The organism is Alkalicoccobacillus porphyridii (genome assembly GCF_007293315.1).
Classification (GTDB): Bacteria; Bacillota; Bacilli; order Bacillales; family Bacillaceae_D; genus Alkalicoccobacillus; species Alkalicoccobacillus porphyridii.
The window spans coordinates 31,410-43,967 of record NZ_VLXZ01000009.1 but is presented as its reverse complement, the minus strand read 5'-3'; the positions used below and the strand labels follow the sequence as shown (position 1 = coordinate 43,967).

The 12,558-nt window shown below is 40.8% G+C and carries 11 protein-coding genes, 1 other RNA gene and 1 other annotated feature; of the genes, 10 read left to right on the top strand and 2 right to left on the bottom strand.

Going from position 1 to position 12,558, the window contains the following annotated elements:
- Positions 1-98 precede the first annotated feature (98 nt).
- The 8 genes from FN960_RS14460 to aspS all read left to right on the top strand — a co-directional run bounded on the left by FN960_RS14460 (position 99) and on the right by aspS (position 9,421).
- Entirely contained in the window at positions 99-2,282 is a 2,184-nt protein-coding gene (locus FN960_RS14460) for a RelA/SpoT family protein (RefSeq protein WP_143849451.1), read from the top strand.
- 12 nt (positions 2,283-2,294) lie between these two features.
- The gene (gene dtd, locus FN960_RS14455; RefSeq protein ID WP_143849450.1) at positions 2,295-2,732 is read left to right on the top strand and encodes a D-aminoacyl-tRNA deacylase; all 438 of its coding nucleotides are present in this window, start codon (positions 2,295-2,297) and stop codon (positions 2,730-2,732) included.
- A 199-nt stretch (positions 2,733-2,931) separates the two neighbouring features.
- Positions 2,932-3,924: a LacI family DNA-binding transcriptional regulator gene (locus FN960_RS14450; RefSeq protein WP_143849449.1), complete on the top strand. Its 993-nt coding sequence runs from the start codon at positions 2,932-2,934 to the stop codon at positions 3,922-3,924.
- A 70-nt stretch (positions 3,925-3,994) separates the two neighbouring features.
- Positions 3,995-4,714: a ThuA domain-containing protein gene (locus FN960_RS14445; RefSeq protein ID WP_143849448.1), complete on the top strand. Its 720-nt coding sequence runs from the start codon at positions 3,995-3,997 to the stop codon at positions 4,712-4,714.
- Positions 4,715-4,737: 23 nt separating this feature from the next.
- Positions 4,738-5,760 (top strand): Gfo/Idh/MocA family protein, encoded by a 1,023-nt coding sequence (locus FN960_RS14440; protein ID WP_143849447.1) that lies wholly within the window; start codon positions 4,738-4,740, stop codon positions 5,758-5,760.
- 69 nt (positions 5,761-5,829) lie between these two features.
- Positions 5,830-6,003: a hypothetical protein gene (locus FN960_RS22855; RefSeq protein ID WP_185971046.1), complete on the top strand. Its 174-nt coding sequence runs from the start codon at positions 5,830-5,832 to the stop codon at positions 6,001-6,003.
- Between the two features lie 54 nt (positions 6,004-6,057).
- Positions 6,058-6,292 (top strand) — a binding site (T-box leader).
- Positions 6,293-6,350: 58 nt separating this feature from the next.
- Complete coding sequence (hisS, locus tag FN960_RS14435) at positions 6,351-7,637, top strand: histidine--tRNA ligase (RefSeq protein WP_143849446.1); 1,287 nt, start codon at positions 6,351-6,353, stop codon at positions 7,635-7,637.
- Positions 7,634-9,421, top strand: a complete 1,788-nt coding sequence (gene aspS / locus FN960_RS14430; RefSeq protein ID WP_143849445.1) for an aspartate--tRNA ligase — start codon at positions 7,634-7,636, stop codon at positions 9,419-9,421. The genes hisS and aspS overlap by 4 nt, the downstream gene beginning before the upstream one ends.
- A gap of 679 nt (positions 9,422-10,100) precedes the next feature.
- On the opposite strand, the gene FN960_RS14425 is transcribed toward aspS, so the two are convergent.
- Positions 10,101-10,400 carry a hypothetical protein gene (locus tag FN960_RS14425; RefSeq protein WP_143849444.1) on the bottom strand — a complete coding sequence of 100 codons (300 nt, stop codon included), beginning with the start codon at positions 10,398-10,400 and terminating at the stop codon, positions 10,101-10,103.
- Positions 10,401-10,542: 142 nt separating this feature from the next.
- Here FN960_RS14425 and ssrS point away from each other — a divergent pair.
- Together ssrS and FN960_RS14415 are read left to right on the top strand one after the other, a co-directional pair.
- Positions 10,543-10,726, top strand: a non-coding RNA gene (gene ssrS / locus FN960_RS14420) — 6S RNA.
- Between the two features lie 153 nt (positions 10,727-10,879).
- Positions 10,880-11,650, top strand: coding sequence for a tRNA threonylcarbamoyladenosine dehydratase (locus tag FN960_RS14415; RefSeq protein ID WP_143849443.1), 771 nt, complete (start codon positions 10,880-10,882; stop codon positions 11,648-11,650).
- A 52-nt stretch (positions 11,651-11,702) separates the two neighbouring features.
- Here the strand turns inward: FN960_RS14415 and FN960_RS14410 are convergent, their stop codons facing one another.
- Positions 11,703-12,338: an RsfA family transcriptional regulator gene (locus tag FN960_RS14410; protein WP_143849442.1), complete on the bottom strand. Its 636-nt coding sequence runs from the start codon at positions 12,336-12,338 to the stop codon at positions 11,703-11,705.
- Between the last annotated feature and the right edge of the window lie 220 nt (positions 12,339-12,558).

Here is a 12,558-nt window from a genome sequence, read left to right as displayed (position 1 = left end):
GGATGAATTCGTCAAAATTCTTCGGTTTATGACTTTACAGGAATGGTGACAATCAAGGATAATAGTAGGAAATATTGTTTCGTGAATAAGGTGATGGAATGACCATAGAACAGGTGATTGAAAAGGCGAGTGAATATTTGGGAGAGGAAGACATAGCCTTTCTCCGGAGGGCCTATGAATACGCTGAAAAGCATCATAGTGGCCAGTACAGAAAATCCGGAGAGCCTTACATTCTTCATCCCATACAAGTAGCTGGAATTATTGTGGGTCTGCAGTTGGATCCAAATACAGTTGCAGCTGCTTTTTTGCATGATGTCGTTGAAGATACAGAGGTTACGGTTGAAGATATTGAATTAACATTTAATGCTGAAGTGGCCATGCTTGTTGATGGAGTCACTAAGCTTAAAAAGTTTAAATATAAATCTAAGGAAGAGCAGCAAGCGGAGAATCATCGTAAAATGCTTGTTGCCATGGCTAAGGATATCCGCGTCATTTTAATAAAGCTTGCGGATCGTTTGCACAATATGCGAACTTTAAAATTTATGCCTCCAGCTAAGCAGAGGGTAACCTCTAATGAAACGCTGGAGATTTTTGCGCCCTTAGCACATAGACTAGGGATTTCAGCTATAAAGTGGGAATTAGAGGACATCGCGTTACGTTATCTTGATCCTCAGCAATATTATCGCATTGTTAATCTCATGAAGAAAAAACGCGCAGAGCGTGAGAGCTATTTAGAAGAAGTGATAGAAAAGATTCAGGATCAGCTTGAGGATATGGACGTAACATGTGAGCTTTCCGGCCGTCCTAAACACATCTATAGTATCTATCGAAAAATGGTTCTTCAAAATAAGCAATTTAATGAAATCTATGATCTTTTAGCCGTGCGAATTATTGTAAAGAATATTAAAGATTGTTATGCCGTCTTAGGTGTAATTCATACCTGTTGGAGGCCCATGCCTGGGCGTTTTAAAGACTACATTGCGATGCCAAAAGCCAATATGTATCAATCATTACACACAACGGTTGTCGGACCTTATGGAGACCCGCTTGAAGTACAGATCCGTACCGATGAGATGCACCGGGTCGCTGAATTTGGGGTGGCAGCACATTGGGCTTATAAAGAAGGTAAAGTCCTTTCCAACCAATCAAATTCATTTGAGGATAAACTGACGTGGTTTAGGGATATTATAGAATCTCAAAATGATACAAATGATGCTCAAGAATTTATGGAATCCATGAAGATGGATTTGTTTTCAGATATGGTGTTTGTATTTACACCTAAAGGCGATGTTGTTGAGCTTCCGCGTGGATCCGTACCATTGGATTTTGCTTATCGCATACACAGTGAGATTGGTAACCGATGTATTGGCGCTAAAGTAAACAGTAAGATGGTGCCGCTGGACCACGAGCTGCGAACGGGCGATATAGTGGAAGTTATGACATCCAAGCACTCTTATGGTCCAAGTCAAGACTGGCTTAAGATCACGCAATCCTCACATGCTAAAAATAAGATCAAGCAGTGGTTTAAAAAGGAAAAACGTGAAGAGAATGTTCAAAAGGGACGGGAGATGCTAGAAAAGGAAGTCAGACTGCTGGAGTTTGACCCTAAAGAGGTGCTCACACCTGAAAACATTGCTGAAGCCACGAATAAATTTAGCTTTGCAGGTGAAGAAGATATGCTTGCAGCTACTGGATACGGTGGAATTAGCGCGAAACAAATTGTAAATAAATTGACGGAAAAAATCCGCAAGAAAAAGGATCAGGAGCAAGAGGAGCAAACACTCGATAACGCTTTGTCGGATATAAAGTCATTTACACCCAAGAAAAAAACCAACTCAGGTGTTCGTGTAAAAGGTGTAGACAACCTATTAATCCGGATTTCGCGTTGCTGTACACCTGTTCCAGGTGATGAAATTGTAGGATTTATTACAAAAGGACGCGGTGTATCTATTCACCGAGCGGACTGTCCAAACATTCAATCGGAAGAGGAGAGCCGTTTCCTTGACGTCGAGTGGGAGGGGGCCCAGCAAGAGAATAAAGCGTATCCTGTGGATATTGAGATTACAGGTTTTGATCGTAACGGTCTATTAAACGAAATTCTTCATACGATGACGGAATCGCGAACATCCATTAATGCAGTAACTGGACGGTCTGACCAAAAAAACAAGATGGCTACAATTCATATGAGTATTTCCATCCAAAATCTCGGTCATTTACAACGGGTAGTAGAAAAGATAAAACAACTGAAGGATATTTATTCAGTAAGAAGAATGATGCATTAAGAGGTGGAATAGGTGAGAGTTGTACTACAACGATCGAAGGAAGCGAGTGTAACGATTGAGGGGGAGCGGGTAGGAGCGATTACCCATGGTCTAGTCCTTTTGGTCGGTATTACTCACGAGGATTCGGAAGTAGAGGTAAATGAAATTGTTGAGAAAGTCATTAACCTTCGCATATTTGATGATGAACAAGGCAAAATGAATCTTTCTCTTTTAGATACAAAGGGTTCAATTCTTTCGATTTCGCAATTTACTTTGTACGGAGATACAAAAAAAGGTCGGCGTCCAAGCTTTACAGAGGCAGCAAAGCCAGAAGCTGCCGCTCAATTATATGATTTGTTTAATGAGAGACTTGTTGCAAAGGGAGTACATGTGGAGACGGGTCAATTTGGTGCAGATATGAAGGTTCAGCTTGTAAACGATGGTCCTGTCACTCTCTTGGTAGAGAGATAATCTCTCACTAAAACATTACAAGCTATAAAATTCGAACGGCAACGTTACTGTTAAAACGATAAACGCCCGTTCGAATTTTATTTCATCACTGAAATATTAAAAGATTACAGCATAATCAAAAAATTCATTGATTTTTAATTTAGAGCATACTACACTATATCTGATAGCGCTTTCATGAGTAGGAAGGGGGACCTGCTATTTGGCGACAATAAAAGATGTGGCAAAACTATCAGGTATATCTAGATCAACAGTTTCTCGAGTGATCAATAACCATCCATATGTTAATGATGAAAAACGTTCACGGGTAAAACAGGCTATGAAGGAACTAGGTTATTTTCCTAACTCTTCGGCACAACGTCTTCGCGGAAGTAAAACAAGAACGATTGCTGTTCTTATTTCACGCATCGTTAATCCTTTCTTTAGTGGATTGGTTGATGCGATGGATGAGGTGGCCACGGAGTCTGGGTATCAACTCATTTTATGTAATACAAGAGGATCCAGAGAACGTGAATTGAAGTATCTAGACTTATTGAAAACAAAGCAGGTAGATGGTGTGATTTTAGCATCTGTTGAAAACAATTGGGAGGACATTAAACCCTATTTAGGCTATGGCCCCATTGTATCTTGTAATGAATATACCGCACAAACAGATATTCCATCTTTTAAAATTAACCATTACGAAGCGACGTTTCAAGCCATCATACATTTTATAAAAAATGGTAGAAAGAAAATTGCTTTTTGCTGCGGGGACGAACCAATTGGATCAGATTTGGGGGTTGATAGAGAGAAGGGTTTCTTTCAAGCGTTAAGCGAGCATGATTTATTATTTCAAGATGAATGGTATTTTAAAAATGTTAGCAGTGTTGAGGATGGAAGAGGTGTTCTAAAGCGTATCGAGAAAATGGACGATCGTCCTGATGCAATTTTTACAGGTAGCGATGAAGTGGCAATGGGTATTATTGCACAATCACAGCTGTCTTCCATCATCGTTCCACAGGATTTATCCGTGATTGGCTTTGATGATCAGCAGATGTCAGGAGTATTAAAGCCTGGATTAACAACGATTAAACAACCAATTAAGCAAATGGGGCGCGAAACAATGACATATATGCTACAAATACTTAACAAGCAAAAAGAGCTAGCTGGAACAGAGAAAGTCCTTCAATATAAATTCATTAAGCGTGACACGTAAGTCATTATTTATACATTAAATATGAGAACGATACCACATTCTAAATATCATCTTTAAAGGAGTCGTAAAAATGAATATAACGATATGGAACGAACATCGACATGAACAAACAAACCAAAAGGTAAAAGAAATTTATCCGGATGGAATCCATGGAACTATTTCTGCTTTCCTTGCGAAGGCGGGTTATGAAAGTAAAACAGCTACACTGGATGAACCAGAGCATGGACTAACAGAAGAAGTGTTAAATCAAACGGATGTATTGATCTGGTGGGGGCACGTGGCTCATCATGAAGTGGCAGATGACATTGTTCAACGTGTGCATCAAAGAGTCTTAGATGGGATGGGGCTTATTGTCTTGCATTCGGGACACTTTTCAAAAATCTTTAAGTCATTGATGGGAACAACATGTGACTTAAAGTGGAGAGAGGCTAATGAGAAGGAGAGACTTTGGGTTACTGCGCCTGGTCATCCGATAACAGAAGGTATTGGAGAATATATTGAGCTTGAACAAGAAGAGATGTATGGAGAGCATTTCGATATTCCAGCTCCAGACGAACTAATCTTTGTCAGCTGGTTTCAGGGTGGGGAGGTCTTTAGAAGTGGATGTACGTTTAATCGTGGAAAAGGTAAGATTTTTTATTTCAGACCTGGTCATGAGACACACCCAACCTATTACAATGAACAAGTACAGCGTGTCATTGTAAATGGAGTCAAATGGGCAGCTCCAGTTGATCGAGAAAAACCAGTTTACGGAAATGCAAAACCTTTAGAAGAAGTACCAGGTGAGTAAGTAAAAAGGGAGTTGTTATTGTCATGTCAGCTTTAAAGATGGGGATCGTTGGTACGGGCGGCATCGCTCGTGGCCGTCATATACCAGCATATGTACAGCAAAAAGATCAGGTAGAGCTAACAAGCGTGTTTGATCAGAATCAGGAAGCTGCTAAGGCAGCTGCGGATGAATTCAACATTGCACATGTTGCGAAATCATATGAAGAACTATTAAAAAAAGTGGATGCTGTCACGATTTGTACCCCTAATATTTTTCATGCGGAATTAGCGAAGCAAGCACTTGAAGCTGGGGTACATGTCTTATGTGAAAAGCCAATGGCTACAAGTGTAGAAGACTGTGAGACGATGGTTAACGCGGCAAGGGAATCGGGTAAGATTCTAATGATAGGATATCATTACCGCTTTTACCGGGAATCCCAAGCAGCGAAGAAGCTGCTTTCAAGCGGTGAAATCGGGGATCCATTGGTGATACGCGTACAAGCCCTACGCAGACGAAAAGTACCAGGTTGGGGTGTGTTTACAAACCGTTCTCTTCAAGGTGGAGGCTGTTTGATGGACTATGGCTGCCATCTTCTTGATCTGGCACTCTGGTTAACAGACTTTGAAGATGTGGACCAAGTACTCGGCCAAACCTATGAGCGAATTAGCCGTGACCCAGAGCAGGTGAATGAATGGGGAGTGTTTGATCCAGATAAGATTGACGTGGAGGATCATGCTACGGCGTATATTAAATTTAAATCGGGAGCAACACTTCTATTTGAAACCTCTTGGGCAGCGAACATTCTTGAGGATAAGGAAGTTCTAAGTATTTCAGGTACTCAGGGTGGAATTGAAGTCTTCCCATTTTCAGTGAACACAAGTAAACACGGGATGCTTACTACCTCTCAAGCACAATGGCTTCCTGGAGAGAAGGATGCGGGACTTGCTCAGGCTCAGAACTTTGTGAGAAGCTGTTTGGGACTTGAACAACCACGTACAACCGCAGAGCAAGCAATGAAAACATCGGAAATTATTTCAGCGATCTATGATAGCAGCTCTCCAAACTAAATTCACTGTTTAAAAGCATATTTTGTTGGTCATCCTAATAAAACGATCAATTTATTAGGAGATGCCTACATGCGGATGAATAGTAAAATGGCCCAACACCTTAGTCAATTATACCTAAACAATATAGATCAGCTACATAAGGAAGAGAATGTACAACCTTTAGGTGTAAGCTTGGGAATGTTGGAACATGGCTATGCTCAAAACGAAAAAAATATAATAAAGAAAAAGGCAGAACGAAATTAGGTAGTTGACAGCCCGACTATTCATTCGTATGATAGATAGCATTAGCAATTATATATGAGTCCGATGAAAAGGCAGAGTAATTAAGAGAAGCAGATATTCAGAGAAGAGTGGCCTTGGCTGTAAGCCCTCCTGTCTGTCTTAATGAAAGAACACCTTAGAGGAGCTTTCTGAACGGTACGATGTACTGAGTAGGAAAAGCCGTTTGCAGACGATACCTGCGTTTAAAGCGGAGACTAGTATGTAGTCTCAACTAGGGTGGCACCACGGGAATTTAACTCTCGTCCCTGATGATTCATTTCATCAGAGACGGGAGTTTTTTATTTGAGCAGAACCAGGAGGAGAAGAGCATGAACATTCAAATTCCACGCGGCACTCAGGATATTTTGCCTGGGGAGAGCGAAATTTGGCAATTTATTGAGACGAAGGCGCAGGAGGTTTGCCGCCGCTACAACTTTAGAGAAATTCGTACTCCGATTTTTGAGCACACTGAATTATTTACTCGCACGGTTGGAGATACAACAGATATTGTGCAAAAAGAAATGTACACCTTTAAGGACCGCGGTGATCGGAATTTAACGCTTCGACCTGAGGGTACAGCTTCCGTTGCTCGTGCATATGTTCAGCATAAAATACATGGTTGGGCAACTCAGCCAAACAAGCTTTATTATTACGGACCCATGTTCCGTTACGAGCGTCCTCAATCTGGTCGGATGCGTCAGTTTGTTCAGTTTGGTGTAGAGGCTATGGGTAGTGCCGATCCAGCTATTGATGCAGAGGTATTAGCACTTGTGATGGATATCTACAAGGAAGTAGGCATCACAAATACAAAGCTTGTTCTAAATAGCTTAGGGGACAAAGAAAGTCGAGAAGCTCACCGTCAAGCACTTATTGACCACTTTAAGCCAAGCATTCATGAGTTTTGCTCAGACTGTCAGATGCGATTAGAGAAGAACCCTCTCCGGATTCTTGATTGTAAAAAAGATCGTGATAATCCGTTAATGAAAACAGCTCCATCTATCTTGGATTATCTAAATGAAGAGTCACGCCAATACTTTGAACAGGTAAAGGCACACCTTGATCAAATCGGACTTCCTTATGTAATTGATCCAACGCTTGTTCGTGGACTGGATTATTACTATCACACAGCTTTTGAGGTGATGGCCGAGGGAGAAGGTTTTGGTGCCATTACCACTTTATGTGGTGGGGGTCGTTACGACGGTTTAGTAGAAGAGGTAGGCGGTCCAAGCACACCTGGAATCGGTTTTGCTTTTAGTATCGAAAGACTTATTATGGCTCTTAAAGCAGAGAACCTGGTGAAAGAGGCGGAGCCATCCATTGATTGTTATCTTGTGGCATTAGGTGATGAAGCCAAAAATAAATCCGTGGAACTTTTATATCAGTTAAGACAGGCGGGAATTAGTGCGGATAAGGATTATCTTGATAAAAAGATGAAGGGCCAGTTTAAAACAGCAGATCGCTTGAATGCTCGTTTTACAGCAGTGTTAGGTGAAAATGAATTGGCTGATAACAGTATTGTCATAAAAAATATGCAAACAGGCGAACAGGTTTCACAGCCGCTGACTGATTTTATTCAATACATTAAAAAAGAGATTGAAGGAGGGCAAGTAAGATGAGTGGGAGAACACATCAATGTGGAGAATTACATGCACAGCTTGAAGGACAACAGGTAGAGTTAAAAGGATGGGTGCAACGACGTCGGGATTTAGGTCAGGTTATCTTCCTGGATGTGCGGGACCGTTCTGGCCTGGTACAGGTAGTATTTAGTCCAGACAATCAAGAAGCACTGGCTATCGCTGAAAAGGTACGAAATGAATATGTTGTCGCTGTAACAGGTACAGTAGTGAAACGTAACGAAAAAACAATTAATGAAAAATTAGCGACAGGTGAAATAGAGATTCATGTTTCAGACATTGAAATATTAAATGCGTCTAAATCATTACCTTTCCAAATTGAAGCAGATACGGACGCTTCAGAAGACGTTCGTTTGAAATATCGTTATCTAGATCTTCGCCGTCCGGACATGCAAGAGGTTTTCAAGTTGCGTCATCAAACCACTAAATTCATCCGTGATTTCCTTGATGAGCAAACCTTTTACGAAATTGAAACACCAATGCTGACTAAGAGCACACCAGAAGGAGCTCGTGATTATCTAGTACCAAGTCGTGTTCATCACGGTAGCTTTTATGCTTTGCCACAGTCACCGCAAATTTTCAAACAGCTATTAATGGTGTCCGGCTTTGAGCGTTATTATCAGATCGTTCGTTGCTTCCGTGATGAAGACTTACGTGCAGACCGTCAGCCTGAATTCACTCAAGTGGATATTGAAACATCGTTTATGGGAACAGAAGAGCTAATCCTTATGATGGAGCAGATGATGTCTGGACTCTTAAAGAAAATTCATGGCATCGATATTCCGACTCCATTTAAGCGGATTTCATATGATGAAGCGATGAATCGTTTTGGTTCTGATAAGCCAGATACACGCTTTGGTATGGAATTAATTGATTTAAATGAGGTAGCTAAAAGTACTGAATTTAAAGTGTTCCAAAACGCCTTAAACTCAGGTGGAATGGTTAAAGGGCTAAATCTTAAAGGTGGAGCTTCAAAGCTGTCTCGTAAAGAAATTGACGCTTTAAGCGAATTTGTAAAGCCATACGGAGCAAAAGGCCTTGCTTGGTTAAAGGTTGAAGAAGAAGGCCTTAAAGGTCCAATCGCGAAGTTCTTTGATGAATCAGCAGCAGCTTCTTTGCAGACTGCGCTTGATGCTGAAGCAGGTGACTTGTTATTCTTTGGAGCCGACAAAGCAAGTGTTGTTCAGAACAGCCTAGGCGCCCTGCGAATGAAATTTGGCAAAGAGTTTGATTTAATCAATAAAGAGGCGTTTAATTTCCTATGGGTTATGAATTTCCCACTACTTGAATACGATGAAGATGCACACCGTTTTGTCGCAGCTCATCATCCATTTACGAGCCCATTAAAAGAAGATATGCATCTATTAGGAAGTGAGCCTGAAAAGGTTCGTGCAGAAGCCTATGACCTTGTTCTTAATGGTTATGAGCTTGGTGGAGGTTCACAGCGTATTTACAAACGAGACGTGCAAGAGAAAATGTTTAAAGCTTTAGGTTTTACCGAAGAGGCAGCTCGTGAGGAGTTCGGATTCTTGATGGAAGCCTTTGAATACGGCACGCCACCACACGGCGGGATTGCATTAGGATTGGATCGTATGGTCATGTTGCTTGCAGGCAAAAACAACCTACGCGACACAATTGCCTTCCCAAAAACAGCAAGCGCCAGCGACTTGTTAACCAACGCACCAGCAGAAGTAAGTGTAGAACAGCTTATCGACTTAAACCTTTCTGTGATTGGAAAGAAACGGTCTGAAGAAGTAAAGCTATAAGTAAAAAAAGACGCAGAGAGCTGCGTCTTTTTTTACGCTCAAAATAGTGACTAGTGTACGAAAAAAATGGATAACACCCGAAGAAGAACCACCGATGCGCGTAATGTAGATAACTATGTATATACTCTATAAAGCTTTTTTCAGTAGCCTCTATTTTGTCCGCTTATTAGTAGGCACCAGGTATGAATAGTTTTAGGAAAAGTCATCTAGTATTAAGCTTACGTGCCCGCTACAGGAGAAACCTACGATTTCCACGGGAACGGCCTCAGCCCTTGAAGGAGAAGAACACTCCTTCAATGTCGGTCGGCCTCGCTCTGTTCCGTAGGGAGTCTACGGTTTCTCCTTCCGCTCATTTTGATTAGACAAAATGAGCAGTTTGCCAAGAATTAAAGGAAGTTACCCAGAGAGTTGTTGCCTTATGAAAAAGCATGTATAAATCCTAATTCCAATACCTCTCTAAACAAGCGGACGAAAATGGAGGGCCGACACCTGCGGGATGAAAAGGTTCAATGAGATAAATCGACGAAGTCGAGTTAGCTCATTACCTTCCCGCGGGAAGCGTGCCCCCATTTTCGGTAGCGGCAGCCGGAGCAACAACACATTAGCCTTGCTCCTTCTCTTCACATCGATACATCGATGTTATTTATTCAAAAGAATGGCTGATACCATGGTCTTTAGACTACATCCGATGTTTAGTTGAAGGCATTAGTACCTTAAATTCCTCTATCAATTTAGAAGGATCCTGCTTAATAAAGTAAGTTCTAATTCCTCCAGTTGTATGCAAATACAAAAAGCCGATTTTATCCTTCTCTAATCGGTAGGATATATCGAGTACGGTTTTAATTGGATAATGGGTGTCTTTCACTTCAATTCGATCTTCAAATAGATGAAGATCAAAGGACGTTTCAACCGTTCGTTTCTCAATCCAGCCAATCTCTTGTTTTACTTCAATGCACCGATGTGTAGCAAGTGGTTCCATAGGTAGAATCCTCCTGTCTTTAAACTCCTTATGCACTATCATACCCTAACTAACAAATGTTCTAAACTGTAGATTATTCATGCTTTTTTAAGCGTATTTATTGCACAGTGAAAGCTCTCGTGGTACAATTGAATCAATAAAATAAATCCTGAGATGCTCGTATTCTCTTGTTCTTTTTTGAGCCAACACCTTTTGATAGGGAGCCTGATCGTTATTTATAGGATTACAAGCCTCGTACGATTTGAGGACGTAAAAGCATAAATACATGGCACCCACCTGCTTCGCAGGTTCAAAAACCATAGATCTACGGCATATTCGGGATTTATATTTAATTAGACGACCGTAATGTCTCCTTTAGGAGGCGTTTTTTATTTGTCAATTTATAGGCGTTTCTTTATTTTGCGCCTCATGATATAGTTAATCGGGTTATATAAATAGTAGAATTAAAGATTTGTAATTGAAGGGAGCTTCTTAACAGCATGCTGCACCAATTTTCGAGAAATGAATTAGCCATCGGACACGATGGATTGAACCAGTTAAAAGGAAAAACAGTTGCCGTACTTGGAATAGGGGGAGTTGGATCCTTTTCTGCTGAAGCATTAGCACGTTCTGGAGTCGGTCGATTGGTTCTTGTCGACAAAGATGATGTAGATATCACAAACGTAAACCGTCAAATCCATGCCTTGCTTTCAACAGTTGGTCGCCCAAAGGTTGAGTTAATGCAGGAACGAATCCTTGATATTAATGCTGAGTGTGAAGTTATCGCATTAAAAATGTTCTATACTGAAGAAACCTATGAACAGTTTTTTGAACAAGGCATTGACTATGTTATTGATGCTAGTGATACCATTTCCTATAAGGTTCATTTAATGAAAGAGTGTCTTGAGCGAGGGATTCCAATTATTTCAAGCATGGGAGTTGCAAACAAAATGGACCCCACCAAGCTGAGAATTGCAGACATTTCAAAGACATCCTATGATCCTATAGCAAGAGTTGTACGTAGAAAATTAAAACAATCAAAGATCTATAAAGGTGTGGAAGTAGTATTCTCTGATGAACAGCCTATCCGTATCAGAGAGGATATTCGAAAAGAAATCGTGCCTGAAAAGGCAGAGCATGGACCGATTCGTAAAGCGAAAATGCCTCCTTCCTCTAATGCATTTGTGCCTTCCGTTTGTGGGTTAATTATGGCGGGGCATGTCATTACAAAGCTGTTGGACGGAATTGAAATTAATCGCACAGATAAATAAACAAATAAACCCCGTATCTCTTAAAAGAGGTACGGGGTTTATTTTTATCTGCTTATTTGGCTACTTTTTCAAGGTTGCCGTTTTTGTCCATTTTAAATGCTGCACTAGATAAAGCCTCTTCATCTTCTAAAATGGCCATCCGTCTTGCACGATTCATAATTTGAATAAGGGACTGGTAATCTTCTTCAATGATGCTATTATCCTGTTTCATTTTTTGCAGATCTTGCTTTAATTCATAGGTTTGTTGTTTAAGCTGCTCATTTTCTGCTAGAACGTCCTGCATGGCATGGCTTGTTTGATTTTGTTTTTTTAGAGATTGAGCAAATTGCTGTAATGATTTAATAATGTGATCAAGGCTTGGCTGTTCAATAGATTGCTCTGTTTGTTCGACGGGTGCATATAACATTGAGGGCGGAGCCCAAACAGTTCGATCAGAGGAATAATAGGTGAATCCTGCTGCTCGTTTGCGTTCTTTTCGCTCCCTTTTTGCATCTGCAATTGCCTTTAAATGCTTCTGTCTAACTACGGCGTTCCATCTGAAACCGCATGCAGCTGACGTCCGATTTAATGCATCCCCAACTTCATCAAATGCTCGAAGCTGCGTACTTCCATCTTTTATGTGAGTTAATACAGTCTCTGCTAGGAGAACATCATCTTCATGAGACCAAGCATCTTGTCTGACTTTCATATATATCATCCTTTCATCCATTGCGTACAAAAGCAAATGTCTTTGTTGCGTTTGCATGTGTAATACTACTTTTTCCAAATCACTTCATATGTATACCAGTGTCATAGAAAAAAATAAGTAAATTCTAATCCGCGATAGCGTTACGGGTGCAGTGGTCGCTTTTGTTTTTGTCGAAAAAAGTGTAAACTAAGACAATAGTCATAGATTTTCACGTTTTGGA

Excerpts from the sequence above, each read along its gene's own strand:
- FN960_RS14460 (WP_143849451.1), top strand. The coding sequence starts at position 99 with ATGACCATAGAACAGGTGATTGAAAAGGCGAGTGAATATTTGGGAGAG.
- FN960_RS14445 (WP_143849448.1), top strand. The coding sequence starts at position 3,995 with ATGAATATAACGATATGGAACGAACATCGACATGAACAAACAAACCAA.
- FN960_RS14440 (WP_143849447.1), top strand. The coding sequence starts at position 4,738 with ATGTCAGCTTTAAAGATGGGGATCGTTGGTACGGGCGGCATCGCTCGT.
- FN960_RS22855 (WP_185971046.1), top strand. The coding sequence starts at position 5,830 with ATGCGGATGAATAGTAAAATGGCCCAACACCTTAGTCAATTATACCTA.
- hisS (WP_143849446.1), top strand. The coding sequence starts at position 6,351 with ATGAACATTCAAATTCCACGCGGCACTCAGGATATTTTGCCTGGGGAG.
- aspS (WP_143849445.1), top strand. The coding sequence starts at position 7,634 with ATGAGTGGGAGAACACATCAATGTGGAGAATTACATGCACAGCTTGAA.
- FN960_RS14425 (WP_143849444.1), bottom strand. The coding sequence starts at position 10,400 with ATGGAACCACTTGCTACACATCGGTGCATTGAAGTAAAACAAGAGATT.
- FN960_RS14415 (WP_143849443.1), top strand. The coding sequence starts at position 10,880 with ATGCTGCACCAATTTTCGAGAAATGAATTAGCCATCGGACACGATGGA.
- FN960_RS14410 (WP_143849442.1), bottom strand. The coding sequence starts at position 12,338 with ATGAAAGTCAGACAAGATGCTTGGTCTCATGAAGATGATGTTCTCCTA.